This is a genomic window from Sphingomonas sp. CD22, assembly GCF_034556155.1.
GTDB lineage: Bacteria > Pseudomonadota > Alphaproteobacteria > Sphingomonadales > Sphingomonadaceae > Sphingomonas.
This window is the reverse complement of record NZ_JAYDYX010000004.1, coordinates 418,090-438,471: the sequence shown is the minus strand read 5'-3', so window position 1 is coordinate 438,471 and position 20,382 is coordinate 418,090. Positions and strand designations below refer to the sequence as shown.

The window sequence follows — 20,382 nt, the reverse complement described above, 5'->3', positions numbered from 1 at the left end:
GACAGACCAATGTCAGGCGGGATGGTTTTGCGTCGCGCCGCGGTATAGCGGGAAAATCATGCTCGACGCCCTCGACCGCAAAATCCTCGCCCAGCTCCTCGCCAATTCCGACCTGACCAGCTCCGAACTGGGCGAGGCGGTCGGCCTGTCGCCGAGCGCCGCGCATCGCCGCGTCGGCTCGCTCAGGGAACGCGGCTATATCGCCGGCTTCCGCGCGGTGCTGAGCAAGGCGGCGCGCGGCAATCCCAGCGTCGTGCTCGTCAACGTCACGCTGCGCGACCAGCGCGAGGAGACGATGGCCGCATTCGAGCGCGAGATCGGCGCAGTGCCGGAAATCCGCGACTGTTTCCTGATGAGCGGCGAAGCCGACTATATGCTCCACGTCGAGGTGCGGCGCGACGACACGTTCGAGCGCATCCACCGCGAGACGCTGGCGCGGTTGCCCGGCGTCACCCGGCTCGCCTCGCATTTCGTGATCCGCGAGGTATTTAGGCGTCCCTGATCGACACGCCGACCCAGCGATGCCGTTGCCCGCATCGTTCAGCCCATGCTAAGGCGCGCGTCTATGGAACAGGTTGGGAACAGCGCCGGTCTCCGCAGCGCGTCGGATCGGTCGTACCGCTCGTGAGTGGCCCCGTACCGGCCGCCGTGCCCAACGCGCGGGACGAATCCGGCGATCACGGCCATCATGACGGCCTGCTCAAGCTGGCGGTGGGCGCGATCGGCATCGTCTTCGGCGATATCGGCACCAGCCCGCTCTACGCCTTCCGCGAGACGTTCGCGGGCCATCACCAGCTCACGCTCGATCCGCTGCACATCATGGGCGTGCTCAGCCTGATGTTCTGGTCGATGATGATCGTGGTGACCATCAAATATGTCGCGATCATCATGCGCGCCGACAACAAGGGCGAGGGCGGCAGCCTCGCATTGCTCGCGCTCGTCTCGGGCCGCACGAAAAGCCGGCGCTGGTCGGCGGGGATCATCCTGCTCGGCGTCTTCGCCACCTCGCTGTTCTACGGCGATTCGATGATCACCCCGGCGGTGACCGTGCTCGGCGCGGTCGAAGGTCTGGCGATCGCCGCGCCGGCCTTCGCGGGGCTGGTGCTGCCGATCGTCATCGTCATCCTGATCGCCTTGTTCTGGGTGCAGAAGAGCGGCACCGCGCGGATCGGCCTCGTCTTCGGGCCGATCATGCTCGTCTATTTCGCGGTGATCGCGGTGCTCGGCCTGATCAGCGTCGCGCAGACGCCCGAGGTGCTCTGGGCCTTTTCGCCGCATCATGCGGTGCGGTTCTTCGTCGCCGACCCGCTTCGTGCCTTCCTCGCCTTGGGCTCGGTGGTGCTGGCGGTGACCGGCGCCGAGGCGCTCTATGCCGACATGGGCCATTTCGGCCGCCGCCCGATCGGCCTGTCGTGGCTGGTGTTCGTGCTGCCGGCGCTGATGTGCAATTATCTGGGGCAGGGTGCCCTGTTGTTCCGCGAGGGGCAGGAGGCGCTCAAGAGCCCCTTCTACATGCTGGCGCCGGACAGCCTCCAGCTGCCGCTGGTGCTGCTCGCGACGATGGCGGCGATCATCGCCAGCCAGGCGGTGATCTCGGGCGCGTTCTCGGTGACGCAGCAGGCGATCCAATTGGGCTTCATGCCGCGGCTGCGCATCGAACATACCAGCGCCTCGACCGCGGGGCAGATCTACATCCCGATCGTCAACTGGATGCTGATGGTGATGGTGATCCTGCTGGTGCTGTTCTTCCGCACCTCGTCCAACCTCACCTCGGCCTATGGCATCGCGGTGACGGGGGCGATGTTCATCGACACCTGCCTGCTCGGCGTCGCGCTGACGCGGCTGTGGAACTGGCCGATCTATGCCGCCGCGCCGCTGCTGGCGGTTTTCTTCCTCGTCGACGGCGCCTATTTCTCGGCGAACCTTACCAAGGTGCCCGACGGCGGCTGGTTCCCGCTGATGGTCGGCTTCATCGTCTTCACTTTCCTGACCACTTGGTCGAAGGGACGGCAGCTGATGATGGACCGGCTGCGCGAGGCGGCGATGCCGATCAAGGTGTTCATCACCTCCGCCGCCAGCTCCGCGAGCCGGGTGCCGGGGACGGCGGTGTTCATGACCTCGTCGTCGGACGGCGTGCCGCACGCGCTGCTCCACAACCTCAAGCACAACAAGGTGCTGCACGAGCGCGTCATCCTGCTGACCGTCAAGATCGTCCAGCAACCCTATTGGCCCGAGGCGGACCGCGCGAGCAACGAGGAGATGGGCGACGGCTTCTTCCGCCTGATCCTGCGCTACGGCTTCATGGAGGAGGTCGACGTGCCCGCCGCGCTGAAGCGCGTGCATAGCTGCGGCACCGATTTCAAGATGATGGACACCAGCTTCTTCCTGTCGCGCCAGACGTTGCTGCCCTCGGAACGGCCCGGCATGATGCTGTGGCGCGAGAAACTGTTCTCGTGGATGCTGCGCAACGCGGAGAGCGCGATGGAATTCTTCCGCCTGCCGACGAATCGCGTCGTCGAGCTCGGCAGCCAGGTGGAGATTTGACCGCGCCGATCATCGTGACCGCGCCGATCATCGTGACCGCGCTGTTCGGGCGGCAGGATCAGGGCTGGTTCGACGCGCAACGCGCCGCGCATTTTCCGCCCGAGCGCAACCAGCTGTCGGCGCATCTCACCATGTTCCACCATCTGCCACCGTCGGCGGAGGCCGAGCTGAAGCATCGGCTCGCCGGGATGACGCGCGGGGTGGCCGCGCCGGTCGCGCGCGTCGGCGGACTGATCTCGCTTGGCCGCGGCGTCGCCTATCGGATCGAATCGCCCGAGCTGGTGGCGATCCGCGCCGAGCTGGCCGATGCCTTCGTCGGGCTGCTGACGCCGCAGGACGCAGGCGGATGGCGGCCGCATGTCACCATCCAGAACAAGGTGCAGCCCAATATCGCCAAGCTGCTGCTGACCGCCCTGAGCCGCGATTTCCGTCCGCGCGACGTCGAGATCGTCGGGTTGGCGAGCTGGTGGTATCGCGGCGGACCGTGGGAGGCACTTTCCCGGCATATGTTCGCTTGACGGCTGCTGCATCGCACACTTATAGGCGCCACCTCACACGGCGGGGCGGAGTAGCTCAGCTGGTTAGAGCACGGGAATCATAATCCTGGGGTCGGGGGTTCAAGTCCCTCCTCCGCTACCATTTCTTCGGTAGCGCCCGCCGGTGTGAGCGATACGGACAGCTGCGAACGCTTTGTAAACGTTCGGCGTGCGACGCCGGGCGGCGTTGCGCAACGAGGCCCGTCATGCCCTATCATCATCCCCCCGAACGACGGCGCAGCGATCGCCGCGTCGCGACGGTGCCGCGCCCGGGCGCGCCCGAGCGGCGGCTGGCCGACCGGCGTGCGAGCGAGATCAGGCTGGTCCGCAAGCCCGAGCCGATGCACCGCGGCGTGCTATGGGCGGCGGTGGTGATGGTGATGATCGTCGCGGACAGCGCGTTCTGGGACGGCTACCTCCGGCATATGGTGGTCGACGGGGTCTCAGGCGTGGCGGCAGGCGTGCGCGACTGGTCGGCGCACGTCTGGGACTGGGGTCACTGACCGAATAGCGACCAGGGGTCGCTCAGCACCAGCATCGCGTCGGATCGTGCCAGCGCCACCAACGTCAGGCCGTGGGCGCGCGCGTGATCGATGCCGAGGCTGGTCGGCGCGGAAATGCCGACGAGCAGCGGCGTGCCGGCGACGAGCGCCTTGTCGACCATCTCGAAGCTGATCCGCGAGGTGACCAGCGTGAACGCGCCCGGCGCCTGCCGGCCGATCAGCTTGTCGAGCGCATTGTGACGGCCGACGTCCTCGCACAGCGCGAGGATCGTACCGTCCGCAGCGCAGGCGGCGGCGGCATGAACCGCACCCGTCTCGCGGTTGAGCTGCTGGTGGTCGCGGACCGCGGCCAGCGCGGCGAAGATCGCGGCGGGCGACGCGACGGGGCGGCCGGGGCGGCGCGCGACCGGGCGGGCGAGCTGTTCGAGGCTCGCGATGCCGCACAGGCCGCAACTGGTGTCGCTGGTGCGGTGGCGGACACGGTCGTGGATGCGGTCGCGGCAGCGGTCGGCGAGCGCAATCCGGACGATCCAGCCCGCCGGCGCATGGAAGACGTCGATGTCGAGGATGTCCTCGGGGGTGTCGGCGAGCCGTTCGGTGAGCATGAAGCCGGTGGCGAACGCCTCCAGATCCTGCGGCGTCATCATCATCACCGCATAGCCGAGGCCGTCGACCTCGATCGCCACCGGCGTCTCGACCGCGATCGTGCGGGTGCCGGGGGTGACCGAGCCGTCGGGGCGCAGGATCAGCGTCGCTTCCGGCCGCGCCGCGGTCATAAAGCGGCGAGGTCGGCGGGGGTGTTGATATTGGCGAGCGGCTCCGGGCTGGCGACGGGCAGCGCGCCGATCGCCCGCGCCCAGCCGATCACCGAGCGGCGTTCGGAGCGGGCGAGATGCGCGAGCAGATCGGGCGCCAGCGCGGCGGGCCAATGGCCGATCACCGGCGCGTCGCTGCAGACGCTCGGCGCGCGCCGGAGCAGTGCGTCGAGCAGCGCGGCGGGCAGTCGCGGCATATCGCAGGGGAGCGTCAGCACCGTTTCGAAACCCTGTGCGGCGGCATAAGCGAGCGCGCCGGCGATGCCGCCGAGCGGGCCGAGGTCGGGGCCGGGCAGGTCGGGCACCCCGCCGTCGCGCCCGACGACGACGACCGCGTCGGCACGCTGCTCGCCGAGGTCGCGCATGTAATCTAGCAGCGGCCGGTCGTCGAACAGGGCGGCCGCCTTGTCCCGTCCGAATCGACTGGAGCGGCCGCCGGCGAGGATCGCGGCGAGGATCAGACGGTGCGCTCCACCCGGACCGGCACGGATTTGCCCGCCGGAACATGGCTTTGTTCGGCCTTGTGGGTCACCGGCATGAGGATGTTGCACTCCGGATAATAAGCGCCGAGGCAACCCTGCGGAATGTCGTAGGGGACGACGAGCAATTTGTTGACCCGCCGGTCGCCATTCTCGCCGGCATCGCCGACCAGATCGACCAGATCGTGTTCCGCCAGCCCCATGTTCGCCATGTCGCCGCGGTTCATGAAGACGATGTCGCGCGTGCCTTTGATGCCGCGGAAGCGGTCGTGATAGCCGTAGACCGTGGTGTTGAACTGGTCGTTCGAGCGCAGCGTCATCAGGCGGAAGCGGCCGGGCGCCTCCTCGAAGCCGGTGGCGTTGAGCGTCGTCGGCACATTGAACTCGGCGCGGCCGCTTTCGGTCAGCCACTGGCGATGCGCCGCCTCGACGCCCTTCCAGAAGCCGCCGGGCACCCACATCCGCTCGTTGAAGCGGGTGAATTTGTCCGGATAGGTCGCCTCGATCGCGTCGCGGACGAGGCCGTAATCGCCGACCCAGGCATCCCAGTCGACCTTGGGATTGGGCGCGAGCGTCGCCTTGGCGATGCCGGCGAGGATCGCGGGTTCCGACAGCAACGTCTCCGCGGCGGGCGTCGCCTTGCCGCGCGAGCCGTAGACGCGGCTGAAACTGTCCTCCATCGTCACCGCCTGCGGCCCGCTCGCCTGTTCGTCGGTCTCGATCCGGCCGAGACAGGGAAGCAGATAGCAGGTCTTGCCGGGCAGCAGATGCGTGCGGTTGAGCTTGGTGGCGATGCTGACCGTGAGGTCCATGCGCTGCCACGCCGGCTCGATCTCCGCGGTGGCGGGCACGGCGCGGGCGAGGTTGCCGCCGAGGCCGACGAACGCCTGCGCGGTGCCGGCGATGATATGCTCGCACGCCTCGACCGTGTCCCAGCCCTTCTCGCGCGGCGGCTCGAAATCGTAGAGCGCTTTCAGCCGGTCGAGCGGCGCGAGCTCGGGCTTTTCGGTGATGCCGACGGTGCGCTGACCCTGGACGTTGCTGTGGCCGCGGACCGGGCCGAAGCCCGCGCCGGGCTTGCCGACGTTGCCGCGCAGCAGCATCAGGTTCACCAGCGTGTGCAGATTGTCGATGCCGTGGACGTGCTGGGTCAGACCCATGCCGTAGACGCAGATCACCCGCTTCGATCTGGCGTAGATCGCGCCGACGCCTTCCAGTTCGGCGCGGGTCAGGCCGCTTTCATGCTCGATCCGCTCCCACGCGGTCGCGCGGACCATCTCGGCGAACGCCTCGAACCCCTTGGTATGCTGGGCGATGAAGTCGTGGTCGAGGATCGCCGGTGCGTTGATGCGGCGGCATTGGTCGTCCGCCTCGATGACGTATTTGCAGATGCCCATCATCGCCGCGATGTCGCCGCCGGTCTTGACCTGATGATATTGGCTGGCGATCGGCGTCGACTTGCCGGTCACCATCTCGATCGGGTTCTGCGGATCGGTGAAGCGTTCGAGGCCGCGCTCCTTCAACGGATTGAAGACGATGATCTCGACGCCGCGCTTGGCGCAGGCGCGCAGGGGGTGCAGCGCACGCGGGCTGTTCACGCCCGGGTTCTGGCCGAAATACAGGATCATGTCGCAGCTGTCGTAATCCGACAGGTGGATCGTCCCGACCGGCGATCCGATCGCCGACTTGAGGCCGACCGACGTGGTCTCGTGGCACATGTTGGACGAATCGGGCAGGTTCTGGCTGCCGTACATCCGCGCCATGAGCTGCCACATATAGCTCGTCTCGAGGCTGGCGCGGCCCGAGGCGTAGAAGACGACCTTCGTCGGGTCGTAGGTCTTGAGGTGCGCGCCGATATCCTGGAACGCCTCGTCCCAGCTCACCGCGACATAGCGGTCGCTGGCGGCGTCGTACTTCATCGGGTGGGTGAGACGGCCCGCCTGTTCCAGATCGTAATCCTTCCAGCCGCGCATCTCGGTGACGCTGTGCTTGGTGAAGAATTCGGGGGTGGTGCGATAGGTGGTCAGCTCCCACGCCGTCGCCTTGGCGCCGTTCTCGCAGAATTCGGCGATATGCGGATGCGCGGGTTTGCCCCAGGCGCAGGAGACACACATCACGCCTTCCGGCTTGTTCTGGCGGGCGAGTTCGCGGACGGTCTCGGGGTTGACCTTCTCGCGCAAATTGATGCGGGCGACCGATTTCATCGACCCCCAGCCGCCGGACGGACCGGTATAGGGTTCGGTGCTGATCTTGTCGTCGGCCACTGGCTTCATCCCTCACGCTTCGCGGACGGGAACGCGCGGAAGGGCGGGATGGATGCAGGGCAAACCGTCAGATATCCGTACCATGCCAGCGTTCCTGACGCCGCCCGTGATCGGTGATCCGATCGTAGGCGCGCGTGCGGGCGTTGAGCTGGTCGCCGAGTGCCGCAGCGACGGGATCGGTGGGCGTGCAGGTCGAGCGGCGCAACGCCTGCGTGACGTGCCGCACATACGCGAGATCGAGCCCGACATGCCCCGCTTCGTGGACGCGCAGCCGCATGACCCGCCGATCCCAGCGTCGCAGCAGCAGGGGCGACACCGCGTCGCGATCGTGCAGGCGGGGCAGCGTCACCGTGATCCGGTAGATCACGTCCGGGTGTCGCCGATCGCACCGGCCATCGCGGCCGATCGGCCAGCGCCAGCGGATACGCAAACGGGTGAATGCGTCGTAGCGGCGTCCGTCCGCGGGATCGACCGGACCCCGCCGGTGCTGATCGCTGTCGATCTCCCGATAGTGCCGGCCGTGAACGTCGTAATAGACGATGCGGACGGCGGGCAGGCGCTCCAGTGCCGCCGGATCGACCGGCATCGTCGCGGCCAACAGGATCAGGCGCCATGTCATCGTCGTTCTCTCCGCCGCCAGGCCCATGATAGACGGTCTGCGACCTCGACGTGATCCGACGGCATTCAAATCCGCGTTGCGATCCCCTAGATCAGGGATCGAATCTTCCACTTCCCCGACAGGCGTTGTTCCCATGACCACTCATTCCACGCGTATGCTGATCCTCGGCTCCGGCCCGGCAGGGCTGTCGGCGGCGATCTATGGCGCGCGGGCGGGCATGGCGCCGATCGTGGTGCAGGGCATCCAGCCCGGCGGGCAGCTCACCACCACCACCGACGTCGAGAATTATCCGGGCTTCGCCGACGTCATCCAGGGGCCGTGGCTGATGGAGCAGATGCAGAAGCAGGCCGAGCATGTCGGCACGCGGCTGATGTGGGACACGATCGTCGAGGTCGATTTGTCGCAGCGGCCGTTCCGGCTGATCGGCGACGGCGGCGACGTCTACGAGGGCGAGGTGCTGGTGATTGCCACCGGCGCGCAGGCCAAGTGGCTGGGCCTCGAGAGCGAGGAGGCGATGAAGGGCAAGGGTGTGTCGGCCTGTGCGACCTGCGACGGCTTCTTCTATCGCGGCAAGAAGGTGGCGGTGATCGGCGGCGGCAATACCGCGGTCGAGGAGGCGCTGTACCTGACCAACCACAGCGACGACGTGACGCTGATCCACCGGCGCGACTCCCTGCGCGCGGAGCGGATCCTGCAGGAACGGCTGCACGCGCATCCCAACGTCACGGTATTGTGGAACAAGGAAGTCCGCGAATTCGTGGACGGTGGCGGCAATGCCGGGCTCGTCGCGCTGACGCTGGAGGATACGGTGACGGGCGAACACTCGCGGCTGGACGTCGAGGGCGGGTTCGTGGCGATCGGCCACCATCCGGCGACCGAGCTGTTCCGCGGGCATCTCGCGCTCGACGACGATGGCTATATCGCGGTCGAGACGGGCTCGACGCGGACCAACGTGCCGGGGGTGTTCGCCTGCGGCGACGTCGCGGACAAGGTGTACCGCCAGGCGGTGACCGCGGCGGGGACCGGGTGCATGGCGGCGCTCGATGCGGAGCGCTTCCTCGCGGCGGCGGAGTTCGAGGAACTGGCCGAGGCGGCGGAATAGCGTTTTGTCGCGAAGGCCGAAGGCGCGAAGATGGGTCGTGTGGGGTGGCCGCCTGCGCAGATATTGTCCGAAGGCGGCCGGCCTTGCTTCTCGTCATTCCGACGAAAGTCGGAACCCATGGACACGCAGCCGGTGGGGTTCGGGCGTGCTATCGGGATCGTCGCAACCATGGCCCCGGCGTTCACCGGGGTGACGATTGGGAAGAGCGGCAGAACTCAGGCCGGCGCTTGTTCAAAGCAACACTTCGGCGTCTCTGTGCGAACCCTCTTCGCGCCTTCGCGTGGATCAAGCCTCCGCCAGCGTCGCCAGCACCGCATCGCGGAGCTGCCGTTGGTCCTCCTCGCGCGCGAAGCTGTGCGAGGCGGTTGCGATCGTCCGCGCGGGCAGGTGGCGGGCGGCGGCGCGATAGGCTTGGGCGGTGGCGTCGCCGGTGGCGAGGATGACCTTGGCGGCATTTCCCCAGCCTTCGATCGCAGCGACGATCTGCGTGGCCAGCGTCTGCGGCGTCTTGGCAGAAGCCTTTCGTAAGCCTTTGATTGCTTTGGCAAGATCGATGCGGCCGGTGAGCAGCTTCGCCCATGCCCTGGGGCTGGTCAGCCGCTCGCGGTAGGTCGCGCGGATCGCGGCGGCGGGGGGTAGATCGTCGACCTGCTCGATCGTCCAGGGATTGGCGAGCAGGAGGCGATCGATGCCGGCGGTGTGGCCGTGGAGCGCGAGCGTGCTGGCGGCGTCGCAATTGCCATAAGCGAGGATCGTCGCGAGCTGCGGCGCGCGCGCGCGGAAGGTGGCGGTGGCGGCGACGAGGTCGTCGCGGGCCGAAAGATAACCACGGTCCTCGCCGGTCGAATCGCCGATGCCGCGGCGGTCGTAGCGGAAGACGGGATAGCCTGCCGCGGCGACGCGGGCGGCGAGCAAAGCCATGCCGCGGTGCGCGCCGCAGCGGATCTCGTTGCCGCCCGACACGATCAGCAGGCCGGTGCGGCCGGGGGCGGCGTCGAGCGTGCCGATCAGCGTCTCGCCGGCGCAGGGGAAAGCGATCAGGCTTCGCATCGGGCCAGCCAGTCGGCGATATCATCGGCAAGTATCTCGACCAGCGCGGGATCGTTGCCGGGTTCGCTGCGTCGCCAGAGCGGGGCGGCGTCGACCTTGCGGTCGGCGTCCTCCGGGTCGCTGGTCAGGCGGACGATGCGGTCGGCCGCGATCGGCAAGGCGGCGCCTAGCGAGGCGAGGAACGCTTGCGGGATGACGTTGCCGGCGATCTCGACGGGGTCGGGCTGGGGGCCGCTGTTGCCCGCGGCGTGCCATGTGCGCTGGAGCATGCGGGCGAGCTGCTCGCCGGTCTGCGGCGCGAAATGCCAGCGGTCCCTGCGCGCGGCGGCGGTGTCGAGCAGCGCGCCGCTGCGGAGACCGAGCGCGTAGGTCGGGCGGCCGTCGGTAGGGACCGCGGCGAGCGCCTCGGCCATATCGGGGAGCGTGGCGAGCGGCGCGGCGCTCTCGCCCTGGCCCGGCACGTCGGGCAGCACGCTCGCGATCCCGCGGGTCGCCAGCACGCGCAGCAGCGTGACGGCGAAGGTGCGGGTGCGGTTCGCCTCCTCGAACAGCGGCAGTGCGGCGACGAGCAGCGGGCCGGTATCGGGGCCGAAGCGCAGCATCGCCTCGCGGCCGCCGGTCCATTCGTAATGATCGATGCGCGGCGCCATGCCGCGCGACGCTAGACGAGCGCCTTGTTCGCCGCAAATTCGACGAGCGCGCCGAACGTCTCGAGCATCTCACCGTCGACCTCGTCGTCCTCGATCAGGATGCCGAGCCGGTCCTCGATCTCGGTGAGCACGCCCGCCACCGCCATCGAATCGAGCTCGGGCAAAGCGCCGAACAGCGGCGTGGTCGCGGTGAAGCCCGCGACGCGGTCCGCAGAGAGGCCGAGTACGTCGCGCAGCACGGCGCGGACGGTGGTTTCGACGGTATCATAGCCTTCGGGAAGCAAAGCGGCGGCCCTTACCGGTTGCGGATCGACGCCCGTTAGAGGCTGGGGCTGCATTCGGCAACGGGGTGGCGCTATGAGGGGCCATGGTGCCGATCGATCCAACGCCCTTTCCCGTCGACCATCTGCTGCGCGGGGCGCCGCACGCGCCGGCGCTGATCGAGCGCGGGCGGACGTGGTCGTTCGCCGAGCTGGAGGCGGCGGTCGCCAGCGTCGCGGGATGGCTCGGCGGGCTCGGGCTGGCGGCAGGCGAGCGGGTGGCGACGTGGCTGCCCAAGACCGCGCTTGCCTGCGTGATGCCGCTGGCGGCGGCGCGGGCGGGGCTGGTGCATGTGCCGGTCAATCCGGCGCTGCGACGCGCGCAGGTGGCGCATATTCTCGCCGATAGCGGCGCGGCGCTGCTGGTGACGCAGGCGGCGCGGGCGGCGACGCTGGAGGCGGGCGATGCGCCGGCGGGGTGCCGGGTGGTCGACGATGCGGCGGTGCCGCTCGATGGCGCCGGGCCGGGCCGATCGACGGCCGATGCGCAGGCGCTGGCCGCGATCCTCTACACGTCCGGATCGACCGGGCGGCCGAAGGGCGTGATGCTGTCGCATGCCAATCTCTGGCTGGGGGCGGTGTCGGTGGCGCACTATCTGCGTATCGCGCCCGACGATCGGGTGTTGGGCGTGCTGCCCTTGTCGTTCGATTACGGGCAGAACCAATTGTTTTCGAGCTGGTATGCCGGGGCGGCGGTGGCGCCGCTCGACTATCTCACCGCGCGCGACGTGGTGAAGGCGGTGGAACGGGTCGGCGCGACGACGCTTGCCGGGGTGCCGCCGCTCTGGGTGCAATTGCTCGACGTCGACTGGCCGGCGGCGACCGCGGCGCGGTTGCGGCGGCTGACCAACTCGGGCGGCGCGCTGACCGAGCGGCTGGTGCGCAGCCTGCGCTCGCGGTTCCCCGAGGCGGAGTTGGTGGCGATGTACGGGCTGACCGAGGCGTTCCGTTCGACGTGGCTCGATCCGGCGCTGATCGATTCGCATCCCGACGCGATGGGACGGGCGATCCCCTTCGCCGAGGTGATGGCGGTGCGCGCGGACGGCGCGCGCGCGGCGGGCGAGCCGGGTGAGCTGGTGCATGCCGGGCCGCTGGTCGCGCAGGGCTATTGGCGCGATCCCGAGCGGACCGCGCATCGCTTCCGGCCGGCGCCGGACTGGGCGGCGAGCGGCGGGCTGGCGGTCTGGTCGGGGGATAACGTGATCGAGGGGGCGGATGGACTGTTCCGCTTCGTCGGGCGCGACGACGAGATGATCAAGAGTGCGGGCAACCGGATCAGCCCGCTGGAAATCGAGGAGGCGGTGCTCGCCGGCGGCGAGGCGCGCGAGGCGGTCGCGGTCGGCGTGCCCGACGCGCGGCTGGGACAAGGGATCGTCGTGATGCTGGCGGGCGATGCGGCGCAGGAGCAGGCGCTGCGGGCCCGATTGCGAACGTTGCTGCCGAGCTTCATGCAGCCGGGACGCTATCTCTGGCGCGCGGAACTGCCGCGCAACGCCAATGGCAAACTGGATCGCGCCGCGATCCGCAGCGAGGTGACGGCATGAAGCCGATGGGGCCTTTGCCGGCGGAATTCGCCGCGCAAGCCGGGATGCTGACGATCGCCGGGACGGCGGCGGTCGATTGGGCGGTGGAGACGCCGGCGTTCGTCTACGACGTGGGGATCGTGGCGGCGCGGGTCGGCCGGTTCCGTGCGGCATTCCCGGACGTCGACCTGCATTATGCGATCAAGGCCAATCCCTTGCCGGCGCTGCTCGCGCGCGTGGCGCCGCTGGTCGACGGGCTCGACGTCGCGTCGGGGGGCGAGCTGGAGACGGCGCTGGCGGTGAAGCCGGCGGCGGCGATCAGCTTCGCCGGGCCGGGCAAGCGCGATGCCGAGCTGATCGGCGCGATCCGCAGCGGCGCGACGCTCAACGTCGAATCGGAGGGCGAGGCGGAGCGCGCATTGCGGCTCGGCGACGAATTGGGCGTGGCGCCGCGGCTGGCGGTGCGGGTCAATCCCGATATCGAGCTGCGCGGATCGGGGATGAAGATGGGCGGGCGGCCGTCGCCGTTCGGCGTCGATGCGGTGCGGGCGGCGGCGCTGGTGCGGCGCATGGTCGCAGCCGGCGCGGACTGGCGCGGTTTCCATATCTACGCGGGCAGCCAGGCGCTCGACGCGGACGCGATCGTGGAGACGCAGGCGGCGACGCTGGCGCTGGCCGCGCGGCTCGCCGAGGAGGCGGGGGCGGTGCCGCCGCTGGTCAATCTCGGCGGCGGGTTCGGGGTGCCCTATTTTTCCGGGGACGTGCCGCTCGATGTCGAGCGGGTCGGGGCGGCGCTGGCGGAGGCGCTCGCCGGGCGTGCGGCGGTGCTGCGCGAGGCGCGGTTCGCGATCGAACTGGGCCGGTGGCTGGTCGCGGAGGCGGGCGTGTATCTGACGCGGATCGTCGATCGCAAGCAGAGCCAGGGCGAGACGTTCCTCGTCACCGACGGCGGGCTCAACCATCAGCTCGCGGCGAGCGGCAATTTCGGAACGGTGGTGCGGCGCAACTATCCGCTGGCGCTGGCGCGCGATGTCGGCGGAGCGGCGGCGGAGGACGTGTCGGTGGTCGGGCCATTGTGCACCCCGCTCGATCGGCTGGGGGACCGCGTCGGATTGCCGCATGCCGAACCGGGGGATGTGATCGCGGTGTTCCTCGCCGGAGCCTATGGCGCCTCGGCGAGCCCCGCGGGGTTCCTCGGCCATCCGGCGGCGGTGGAGATCGTCGCAGGTTAGTCTGGGGCGTGACCGCCGCCTGATGTGGGCGGTCCACATCGACTCGCTCGGAGTTCCACGCAGGGGCGGAAGCCCGGCGTTAGGTCCGTCGCGGCATTTTTCCAGCGACGCCGCGGTTCGGTCGCGGGCGCCGCTATAATGGATCAATGCAGCAGCAGCGGTCGCTTCGGGACATATCGGCACGCCATCGCGGGTCGGCTTACATCTGCTCGATAGCGGCCTTGCCGCGCCATGCCCGCGCCCGCTGCGTCGCCGCAGCGCCCTGACTCATCTCCGACGCGCGCGCCACGGTCCTTCGGGGCCGAGGGTCTGACGAGTTTCGCGGCCTTCGTTCCTGTACCGTGGCGCAGACTTCCGCGACTGTGCCCCAATCCCTAGGGGGGAAAATGCAACGTTCCATCGTCCGGCTGGCGCCGGTCGTTCTGGCCTTGGCTGCCGTCGCAGCCGCATCGCCCGCGCTCGCCCGTGGCGAGCCTGCCAAGGGCTCGGTCGGCATCACCGCCGGCACGCTCGGTATCGGCCCGGAGGCGAGCGTCGCGCTCGGCAACACCTTTGCGGTGCGCAGCAACGTCACCTTCTTCAACCTGTCGCACGACTTCGATTCGGATGACGTCAGATATAACGGCAAAGCGCGGTTCCGCTCGGTCGGGCTGATGGTCGACTATCACGTCGGCGGCAGCGGCTTCTTCGTGTCGGCGGGGGCGCGGCTCAACAAGAATCATGCGCATGCCTATGCGACGCCGACGACGATTACCGAGATCGGCGACGAGGATTATACCCCGGCCGAGATCGGGACGCTGCATGCGCACGCCGATTTCAAGCCGATCGCGCCGACGCTGTCGCTGGGCTATTCGGGGCATCTGACCAAGGGGCTCAAGCTCGGCATCGAGGCCGGAGCGATGTTCGAGGGCGCGCTGCGGGTCAAATCGCTGACCGCGAGCAATAACGGCGTCGATACCGACGATCTCGAAGCGGAGCGGCAGAGCGTGGAGAAGGACGCGGCCAAATATAAGGTGTATCCGATCCTGCAACTGACCGCGGGCTATCACTTCTGATGCAGGTGCCTCCCTCCTTGCGATGGGGAGGGGGGCATATCGACGATATTCCAAATGGCTGGCGGCTCTAGCCCTTCCGCCATTCCAGTCCTTTCGTCACCCCGGACGAGATCCGGGGTGACGGATGTTCGGGGTGATCGAGCGTCCTGACGACCAGCGATTGCGCTGCGCCGAAGTCGAGGAGGCATTAGCGTGCGCAGCAGGCAACGCGCCGCTTAGCCCAGCTCTCAGCGCAGCTCGATCGCCGCGGTCAGCGTCCGCGGCGGGAGCGTCGTGGTGGTGTCTTGTACCGTCAGGACCGTGCCGGACGGGAGCGGGCCGAGGTGATAGGTGATCTCGACGCCGGTGGCGGGGTCGCCCGGGTGGCAGGCGCCCGCGGTGACCGCGGTGCCGCAGAGCGGACGCTGGCTCGCCTCCGCCGCCGCGACCACGCCGTCGATGCGGAGCAGGCGGGCGCGGCCGAAGCCCTTTTCCGTCACGACCAGGCTGACCGGGCCGCTGTGGCGGCGGACGGTCTGCTGCTGGCCGGGCGATATCCGCTCCGACTGCGTGACGGAGCTGATCGCGGTGATCTGGAGATCGGTCAGCGGCGACGAAGACTGTGCCGAAACGGGATTGGCGAAGGTGAACGACGCGGTCACCAAAAGAAGAGCACGGATCATCGCTTCATGATAACGAAGGCTGGCGGTCTTGGGGAGGGCGTCGGCATGTCGGCGAAATCGTTGAACTAGCGTTCCTAACGCTATCTTCACCTCTCCCGCCGCATGACGTGCCGCACGCGCTCCGCCGTCGATGCGGCGATGCGCCTGGGGGTCAGGAGAAGATTATGCGTTCCGGTGTTCCCGTCCGTGTCCTGCTCGCCGTCGGTGCCGCGGCGTCGGTGCTCGGCGGCTGCGCGAGCAGCGCGAGCGGCCCGGTGCTGCCGCCGGCGACCTATGTCGCGAGCAAGGAGCAGCCGGGCGAGGAATATGTCATCGGTCCGCTCGACCAGCTCAACGTCTTCGTGTGGCGCAATCCGGAGTTGTCGGCGAAGGTGCAGGTGCGCCCCGACGGTCGCATCACCACGCCGCTGATCAACGACATGCCCGCGGTCGGCAAGACGCCGTCGGTGCTCGCCGCCGACATGAAGCAGGCGCTGGGCCAATATGTGAAGGACCCGATCGTCTCGGTGATCGTCGAGAATTTCTCGGGCACCTATAGCCAGCAGGTGCGGATCATTGGCGCGACCGAAAAGCCGGCGTCGATCCCGTATCGGGCCAACATGACGTTGCTCGATGCGATGATCGCTGTCGGCGGCCTCAACCAATATGCCGCCGGCAACAAGGCGAAGCTGGTCCGTCACGATCGCAAGACCGGGGCGCAGCAGGAATATCAGCTGCAGATCGCCGATCTGCTCAAGAAGGGTGATTCGAGCGCCAACGTCAGCCTGCAGCCGGGCGACGTGATCATCATCCCAGAATCGATGTTCTGAGCGTGGGCGTGGCTCTTCCGAACCGATCCTGCGGGCGTCGCGCGCGATGAACGGCATCTACGACGAGGCGCGGCTGGCGCTGCATGCGATCTGGACGCGGCGCTGGCTGGCGCTGGCGGTGGCATGGGGCGTGTGCGTCGCGGGCTGGTTCGTAGTCAGCCAGATGCCGAGCCGCTACGAATCGCGCGCGCGCGTCTTCGTACAGATGCAGTCGATCCTGCCCGCCGCGATGGACGCGCCGGCGCAGACGCAGCAGAAGGACGTCGATACGATACGCCAGACGCTGATCAGCGCGGTCAACCTCGAAAAGGTGGTGCGCGGCACCGATCTGGCGCAGACGGTGTCGAGCGATCGCGACGTCGCCGATCGCGTCGCGGGCCTTGCCAGCGCGATCAAGGTCGAGAGCCAGCAGGACAATCTGTTCCAGATCACGACCACCGCCGCCAGCCCCAAGCTGGCGCGCGCGATCACCCAGAAATTGATCGATATCTTCGTCGAGCAGAACCTCGGCCGCGACCGCAGCCAGACGACGCAGAGCCTCGACTTCCTCAACAAACAGCTCGACCAGTTGCAAAAGCAGCTCGCCGATGCGGATGCCAAACGATCGGACTTCCAGACGCGCTATCTCGGCGCGCTGCCCGGCACCGGATCGGTCGGCGACCGGATCGGCGCGTCGCGCAGCCAGATGGCGCAGGTCGACGGCGACCTCGCCGCGGCGCAGTCGAGCCTCGCGGCGGTGCAGGGGCAGATGGCCGGGACGCCGGCGACGATCCCGGGGGCGGGCGGCGTCGCCGCCGGGCCGGCACGCGCCGCGCTGAACGCGATCCAGGGCCAGCTCGCCGATGCGCGCGCGCGGGGCTATACCGACCAGCATCCCGATGTGGTGGCGCTCAAGCGGCAGCTCGCCGCGGCGCAGGCGGCCGCGCGGGGAGAGCCGATCGGCGCGGGCGGTGGCGGCACGCCCAACCCGCTGTACCTGTCGTTGCAATCGATGATGGCCGACAAGCAATCGGCGGTGGCGGCGCTCAAGATGCGCAAGGCGCAGTTGCAGGGCGACCTCGACCAGCTCAACGCCAAATTGTCGGGCGATCCCGAAGTGGCGGCGGAGCAGGGCCAGATCGATCGCGACTATCAGGTGCTCAAGGATCAATACGACCAATTGCTGACCCAGCGGCAACAGATCGCGTTGCGTGGCCAGGCTCAGACGCAGACCGACAACGTCAAATTCTCGGTGATCGACCCGCCGACGATGCCGCGCGCGCCGACCGCGCCCAACCGGATGCTGCTGCTGACCGGCGTGCTGATCGCCGGGCTCGCCGCCGGGATCGGTGCGGCGTTCGCGCTCGGCCAGTTGCGCGCGACCTTCGCGACCGGGCCGCGGCTGGAGAAAGCGACGGGCATGCCGGTGATCGGCTCGATCGGCGAGGTGGTGACGCGGATGCAGGCGGACCAGCGCGGCAAGCGGCTCAAGCTGTTCCTCGGCGGCACCGCCGGGCTGGTCGCGGCCTATGTGCTGCTGCTCGGCGTCGAAGTGCTGCAACGGGGGATGGCGGCATGAACGGGCTGCGACGGGATGACGAGATGACGCCGACGCCGGATCGTGCCGAATCGCTGCTGGAGCGCGCCGCACGCGTCTATGATTTCGGTTCGCATCTGCGCCGCCGCGCGCCGGCGTACGACCTGCCGGTGCTCGAGGCGGTCGCCGTACCACCGCCGCCACCACCGCCGCCACCGCCGGTCGATGCCTGGACAGTGGCCGATCCGGGTGCGGACCCGACCTTCCTGGCGATCCCGGCGGAATTGCGCGCGCCGGTCGGGCACGAACTGCCCGACGCCTTCTACGAGACGCCCGAGCTGACCGATATCGCCGGGATCGACCGCGGCATGCTCGCCGAGGCGGGGATGATCGTGCCGGGCGCGCCGGTCGGGCCGCTCGCCGAGGAATTCCGGCTGATCAAGCGGCAGTTGCTGATAACCCGCGAGCGCGTGTCCCGCGCCGGACGCGACGATCCCGCCGCGCGCGACCGGGCGCGGACCGCTTTGGTGTGTTCGGCGCGGCCGGGCGACGGCAAGACCTTCTGCGCGGTCAATCTGGCGCTGTCGATGGCGGCGGAGCGCGACACCGAAGTGCTGCTGGTCGATGCCGATTTCGCCAAGCCCGACGTGCTCGCGCGGCTCGGCCTCGCCGAACAGCCGGGGCTGCTCGACGCGCTCGCCGACAGCCGGATCGATGTCGAGAGCCTGGTGATCCGCACCGATGTCGGCGGGCTGGCGATCCTGCCGGCGGGAACGAAGACCGCGACCGATACCGAGCTGCTCGCCTCGGCGCGGACGCGCGAGGTGCTCGCACGGCTGCTCGAGGCCAACCCGCGGCGCATCGTGATCTTCGATTCTCCGCCGGCGCTCGCGGCGTCGCCCGCGGCGGTGCTGGCGATGCTGGTCGGGCAGGTGGTGCTGGTGGTGCGCGCCGACCGCACGCCGGAGAGCGAATTGCGCGAGGCGGTGCAGCGGCTCGACGGTTGCGACGAGATCGCGCTGGTGCTCAATGCGGTGTCCTTCGTCCCCGGCGGCCACCGCTACGGCACCTATTACGGGCAGGAGCCCGGCAAGTGATCCGGATGCTGTCGGCAGGGGTGGCGCTGGCTGCGCTGGCGGTCGCCGGTCAGGCCGAGGCGCAGAGCCGGCGGCTGACCGCGGTGCCGTATATCGAACTGGGGCAGGTGCTCGACGCCGATCTCAATTCCGGGGACGTGCTGACCTATTCGACGATCGCCGCGGGGATCGACGTCGCGGCGAGCAGCGCGCGGCTGACCGGCCAATTGTCCTATCGCTATGAGCGGCGGATCGCCTGGGACGACCGGATCGGCGACGACGACATCCATACCGGGCTCGCCCGCGTCTCGGCGCAGGTCGCGCGCGGGCTGACGCTGGAGGCGGGCGGCATCGCGACGCGCAGCCGCTCCGACATCCGCGGCGCGGCGCCGGGCGTGCTGGTCGGCAACGTCGACAATATCAGCCAGGTCTATGCGGTCTATGGCGGGCCGAGCTATGCGACCCGCGCCGGGCCGGTGGCGATCGCGGCGAGCTATCAGGCGGGCTATACCAAGGTCGAGAGCCCGAGCTTCACCGCGGTACCGGCGGGGCAGCCGCGGCTCGATTATTACGACGATTCGTTCGGCCAGGCGGCGGGGGTCAGCGCCAGCGTGCGGCCCGGGCAGGTGCTGCCGGTCGGGCTGACCGCGAGCGGCGGCTGGGAGCGCGAGGATGCCGGGCAGCTCGATGGCCGCTACCAGAGCTGGCGGGTCCGCGGTGACGCGCTGCTGCCGGTGTCGCCCTATGTCGCGCTGACCGGCGGGATCGGCTATGAGCGCGTCGAGACGAGCAACCGTGCGGCATTGACCGATGCGGCGGGCGCGCCGGTGGTCGACCGCGACGGACGGTTCGTCACCGATCCGGCGGCGCCGCGGCAGATCGCCTATCGCACCGATGGCGTTTATTACGATGCCGGCGTGGTGTGGCGGCCCAACCGGCGGCTGGCGGCGGAGGCGCATGTCGGCAAGCGGTATGGATCGTTGAGCTATACCGGGCTGCTGACCTATCAGGCGTCGGAGCATGTCGGGTTCGCCGCCGACGTCTACGACAGCGTCACCACCTTCGGCCGGCAATTGCGGACCGGGCTCGCCAATCTGCCGACCAGCTTCCTGTCCGCGCGCGACGCCTTCACCCAGCAATATAACGGCTGCATCTTCTCGACCAGCGGATCGACGCCGGGCGGCTGCCTCAACGACGTGTTCCAGTCGATCTCGACCGCGAGCTATCGTGCGCGCGGCGTCGATGCGGTGCTGTCGATCACGCGCGGGCGGTCGACCTATGGCGGCGGCGTCGGCTATGCCAACCGCAAGCTGTTCAACCGCGACAGCGTGCCGGGCGTGACGCTGTTCGGGATCGAGGACCAGAGCGCCTATGGCCAGCTCTTCTTCAACCGCACGCTGACCGCCTTGTCGACGTTCGACGCCAATCTGTTCGTCAATTACTATGAATCTGGGATCGCGCGCAGCGCCGGGCTCTGGTCCTATGGCGGCACGGCGAGTTATGGTCACAGTTTCGGGCGGATCACCACCACGGCGAGCGCGGGCGTTTACGCCTTCGATACCGGTGACGTGGATACCGCTTGGTCGGCGCAGGCACTGCTTGCCGCGCGCTACTCGTTCTAAGGGCA

At 68.9% G+C, this 20,382-nt stretch carries 20 protein-coding genes and 1 tRNA gene; 13 read left to right on the top strand and 8 right to left on the bottom strand.

What is annotated here, in order from left to right; all coding sequences use genetic code 11:
* Nucleotides 1-58 precede the first annotated feature (58 nt).
* From SFC76_RS10710 to SFC76_RS10690, 5 genes are all read left to right on the top strand, one after another.
* Nucleotides 59-502 carry an Lrp/AsnC family transcriptional regulator gene (locus SFC76_RS10710; RefSeq protein WP_322849449.1) on the top strand — a complete coding sequence of 148 codons (444 nt, stop codon included), beginning with the start codon at nucleotides 59-61 and terminating at the stop codon, nucleotides 500-502.
* 122 nt (nucleotides 503-624) lie between these two features.
* Complete coding sequence (locus SFC76_RS10705; protein WP_416222410.1) at nucleotides 625-2,544, top strand: potassium transporter Kup; 1,920 nt, start codon at nucleotides 625-627, stop codon at nucleotides 2,542-2,544.
* The gene (locus tag SFC76_RS10700; protein ID WP_416222409.1) at nucleotides 2,541-3,062 is read left to right on the top strand and encodes a 2'-5' RNA ligase family protein; all 522 of its coding nucleotides are present in this window, start codon (nucleotides 2,541-2,543) and stop codon (nucleotides 3,060-3,062) included. The genes SFC76_RS10705 and SFC76_RS10700 overlap by 4 nt, the downstream gene beginning before the upstream one ends.
* A gap of 44 nt (nucleotides 3,063-3,106) precedes the next feature.
* Nucleotides 3,107-3,183, top strand: a tRNA-Met gene (locus tag SFC76_RS10695).
* Nucleotides 3,184-3,286: 103 nt separating this feature from the next.
* Nucleotides 3,287-3,583 (top strand): hypothetical protein, encoded by a 297-nt coding sequence (locus tag SFC76_RS10690; RefSeq protein ID WP_322849447.1) that lies wholly within the window; start codon nucleotides 3,287-3,289, stop codon nucleotides 3,581-3,583.
* Here SFC76_RS10690 and fdhD read toward each other — a convergent pair.
* Genes fdhD through SFC76_RS10670 form a run of 4 tightly spaced genes read right to left on the bottom strand, consistent with a single transcriptional unit; the run spans nucleotide 3,577 to nucleotide 7,760 of the window.
* The gene (gene fdhD, locus SFC76_RS10685) at nucleotides 3,577-4,359 is read right to left on the bottom strand and encodes a formate dehydrogenase accessory sulfurtransferase FdhD (RefSeq protein ID WP_322849446.1); all 783 of its coding nucleotides are present in this window, start codon (nucleotides 4,357-4,359) and stop codon (nucleotides 3,577-3,579) included. The two genes, SFC76_RS10690 and fdhD, sit on opposite strands and share 7 nt — an antisense overlap.
* Complete coding sequence (gene mobA / locus SFC76_RS10680) at nucleotides 4,356-4,844, bottom strand: molybdenum cofactor guanylyltransferase (RefSeq protein ID WP_322849471.1); 489 nt, start codon at nucleotides 4,842-4,844, stop codon at nucleotides 4,356-4,358. Before mobA ends, fdhD begins: the two co-directional genes overlap by 4 nt.
* 11 nt (nucleotides 4,845-4,855) lie before the next feature.
* A complete protein-coding gene (locus tag SFC76_RS10675) occupies nucleotides 4,856-7,150 on the bottom strand; it encodes an FdhF/YdeP family oxidoreductase (protein ID WP_416222408.1) in 2,295 nt (764 codons plus the stop codon).
* Between the two features lie 58 nt (nucleotides 7,151-7,208).
* Nucleotides 7,209-7,760 (bottom strand): DUF922 domain-containing protein, encoded by a 552-nt coding sequence (locus tag SFC76_RS10670; RefSeq protein WP_322849444.1) that lies wholly within the window; start codon nucleotides 7,758-7,760, stop codon nucleotides 7,209-7,211.
* A gap of 133 nt (nucleotides 7,761-7,893) precedes the next feature.
* On the opposite strand from SFC76_RS10670, the gene trxB reads away from it, so the two are divergent.
* The gene (trxB, locus tag SFC76_RS10665) at nucleotides 7,894-8,862 is read left to right on the top strand and encodes a thioredoxin-disulfide reductase (RefSeq protein WP_322849443.1); all 969 of its coding nucleotides are present in this window, start codon (nucleotides 7,894-7,896) and stop codon (nucleotides 8,860-8,862) included.
* A 285-nt stretch (nucleotides 8,863-9,147) separates the two neighbouring features.
* Here the strand turns inward: trxB and SFC76_RS10660 are convergent, their stop codons facing one another.
* From SFC76_RS10660 to SFC76_RS10650, 3 genes are read right to left on the bottom strand one after another with little or no spacing between them, the layout of a single operon-like run.
* Nucleotides 9,148-9,912 carry a hydrolase 1, exosortase A system-associated gene (locus SFC76_RS10660; RefSeq protein WP_322849442.1) on the bottom strand — a complete coding sequence of 255 codons (765 nt, stop codon included), beginning with the start codon at nucleotides 9,910-9,912 and terminating at the stop codon, nucleotides 9,148-9,150.
* A complete protein-coding gene (locus SFC76_RS10655; protein WP_322849441.1) occupies nucleotides 9,900-10,562 on the bottom strand; it encodes a hypothetical protein in 663 nt (220 codons plus the stop codon). The genes SFC76_RS10660 and SFC76_RS10655 overlap by 13 nt, the downstream gene beginning before the upstream one ends.
* 11 nt (nucleotides 10,563-10,573) lie before the next feature.
* A complete protein-coding gene (locus tag SFC76_RS10650; RefSeq protein ID WP_179508861.1) occupies nucleotides 10,574-10,846 on the bottom strand; it encodes an acyl carrier protein in 273 nt (90 codons plus the stop codon).
* Nucleotides 10,847-10,929: 83 nt separating this feature from the next.
* On the opposite strand from SFC76_RS10650, the gene SFC76_RS10645 reads away from it, so the two are divergent.
* From SFC76_RS10645 to SFC76_RS10635, 3 genes are all read left to right on the top strand, one after another.
* Nucleotides 10,930-12,426 (top strand): acyl-CoA ligase (AMP-forming), exosortase A system-associated, encoded by a 1,497-nt coding sequence (locus SFC76_RS10645; protein ID WP_322849440.1) that lies wholly within the window; start codon nucleotides 10,930-10,932, stop codon nucleotides 12,424-12,426.
* Nucleotides 12,423-13,637, top strand: coding sequence for a pyridoxal-dependent decarboxylase, exosortase A system-associated (locus SFC76_RS10640; protein ID WP_322849439.1), 1,215 nt, complete (start codon nucleotides 12,423-12,425; stop codon nucleotides 13,635-13,637). Before SFC76_RS10645 ends, SFC76_RS10640 begins: the two co-directional genes overlap by 4 nt.
* A gap of 386 nt (nucleotides 13,638-14,023) precedes the next feature.
* Nucleotides 14,024-14,692 (top strand): hypothetical protein, encoded by a 669-nt coding sequence (locus SFC76_RS10635; RefSeq protein WP_322849438.1) that lies wholly within the window; start codon nucleotides 14,024-14,026, stop codon nucleotides 14,690-14,692.
* Between the two features lie 227 nt (nucleotides 14,693-14,919).
* On the opposite strand, the gene SFC76_RS10630 is transcribed toward SFC76_RS10635, so the two are convergent.
* On the bottom strand, nucleotides 14,920-15,354 hold the full coding sequence (locus SFC76_RS10630; protein WP_322849437.1) for a DUF4879 domain-containing protein: 435 nt from the start codon (nucleotides 15,352-15,354) through the stop codon (nucleotides 14,920-14,922).
* 164 nt (nucleotides 15,355-15,518) lie between these two features.
* On the opposite strand from SFC76_RS10630, the gene SFC76_RS10625 reads away from it, so the two are divergent.
* The 4 genes from SFC76_RS10625 to SFC76_RS10610 are packed head-to-tail and all read left to right on the top strand — an operon-like array spanning nucleotide 15,519 to nucleotide 20,377.
* Nucleotides 15,519-16,163 carry an XrtA/PEP-CTERM system exopolysaccharide export protein gene (locus tag SFC76_RS10625; RefSeq protein WP_322849436.1) on the top strand — a complete coding sequence of 215 codons (645 nt, stop codon included), beginning with the start codon at nucleotides 15,519-15,521 and terminating at the stop codon, nucleotides 16,161-16,163.
* Between the two features lie 46 nt (nucleotides 16,164-16,209).
* Nucleotides 16,210-17,721: an XrtA system polysaccharide chain length determinant gene (locus tag SFC76_RS10620; protein ID WP_322849435.1), complete on the top strand. Its 1,512-nt coding sequence runs from the start codon at nucleotides 16,210-16,212 to the stop codon at nucleotides 17,719-17,721.
* A 23-nt stretch (nucleotides 17,722-17,744) separates the two neighbouring features.
* Complete coding sequence (locus SFC76_RS10615; protein WP_322849470.1) at nucleotides 17,745-18,776, top strand: AAA family ATPase; 1,032 nt, start codon at nucleotides 17,745-17,747, stop codon at nucleotides 18,774-18,776.
* Between the two features lie 5 nt (nucleotides 18,777-18,781).
* Nucleotides 18,782-20,377 (top strand): hypothetical protein, encoded by a 1,596-nt coding sequence (locus SFC76_RS10610; protein ID WP_322849469.1) that lies wholly within the window; start codon nucleotides 18,782-18,784, stop codon nucleotides 20,375-20,377.
* Nucleotides 20,378-20,382: the final 5 nt, after the last annotated feature.

Bases quoted from the DNA above. Each gene is read 5' to 3' on its own strand.
- SFC76_RS10630 (WP_322849437.1), bottom strand. From the start codon at position 15,354: ATGATCCGTGCTCTTCTTTTGGTGACCGCGTCGTTCACCTTCGCCAAT.
- trxB (WP_322849443.1), top strand. From the start codon at position 7,894: ATGACCACTCATTCCACGCGTATGCTGATCCTCGGCTCCGGCCCGGCA.
- SFC76_RS10610 (WP_322849469.1), top strand. From the start codon at position 18,782: ATGCTGTCGGCAGGGGTGGCGCTGGCTGCGCTGGCGGTCGCCGGTCAG.
- SFC76_RS10675 (WP_416222408.1), bottom strand. From the start codon at position 7,150: ATGAAGCCAGTGGCCGACGACAAGATCAGCACCGAACCCTATACCGGT.
- SFC76_RS10635 (WP_322849438.1), top strand. From the start codon at position 14,024: ATGCAACGTTCCATCGTCCGGCTGGCGCCGGTCGTTCTGGCCTTGGCT.
- SFC76_RS10620 (WP_322849435.1), top strand. From the start codon at position 16,210: ATGAACGGCATCTACGACGAGGCGCGGCTGGCGCTGCATGCGATCTGG.
- SFC76_RS10625 (WP_322849436.1), top strand. From the start codon at position 15,519: ATGCGTTCCGGTGTTCCCGTCCGTGTCCTGCTCGCCGTCGGTGCCGCG.
- fdhD (WP_322849446.1), bottom strand. From the start codon at position 4,359: ATGACCGCGGCGCGGCCGGAAGCGACGCTGATCCTGCGCCCCGACGGC.
- SFC76_RS10690 (WP_322849447.1), top strand. From the start codon at position 3,287: ATGCCCTATCATCATCCCCCCGAACGACGGCGCAGCGATCGCCGCGTC.
- SFC76_RS10710 (WP_322849449.1), top strand. From the start codon at position 59: ATGCTCGACGCCCTCGACCGCAAAATCCTCGCCCAGCTCCTCGCCAAT.
- SFC76_RS10660 (WP_322849442.1), bottom strand. From the start codon at position 9,912: ATGCGAAGCCTGATCGCTTTCCCCTGCGCCGGCGAGACGCTGATCGGC.
- SFC76_RS10640 (WP_322849439.1), top strand. From the start codon at position 12,423: ATGAAGCCGATGGGGCCTTTGCCGGCGGAATTCGCCGCGCAAGCCGGG.
- SFC76_RS10655 (WP_322849441.1), bottom strand. From the start codon at position 10,562: ATGGCGCCGCGCATCGATCATTACGAATGGACCGGCGGCCGCGAGGCG.
- SFC76_RS10670 (WP_322849444.1), bottom strand. From the start codon at position 7,760: ATGACATGGCGCCTGATCCTGTTGGCCGCGACGATGCCGGTCGATCCG.
- SFC76_RS10645 (WP_322849440.1), top strand. From the start codon at position 10,930: ATGGTGCCGATCGATCCAACGCCCTTTCCCGTCGACCATCTGCTGCGC.
- SFC76_RS10615 (WP_322849470.1), top strand. From the start codon at position 17,745: ATGACGCCGACGCCGGATCGTGCCGAATCGCTGCTGGAGCGCGCCGCA.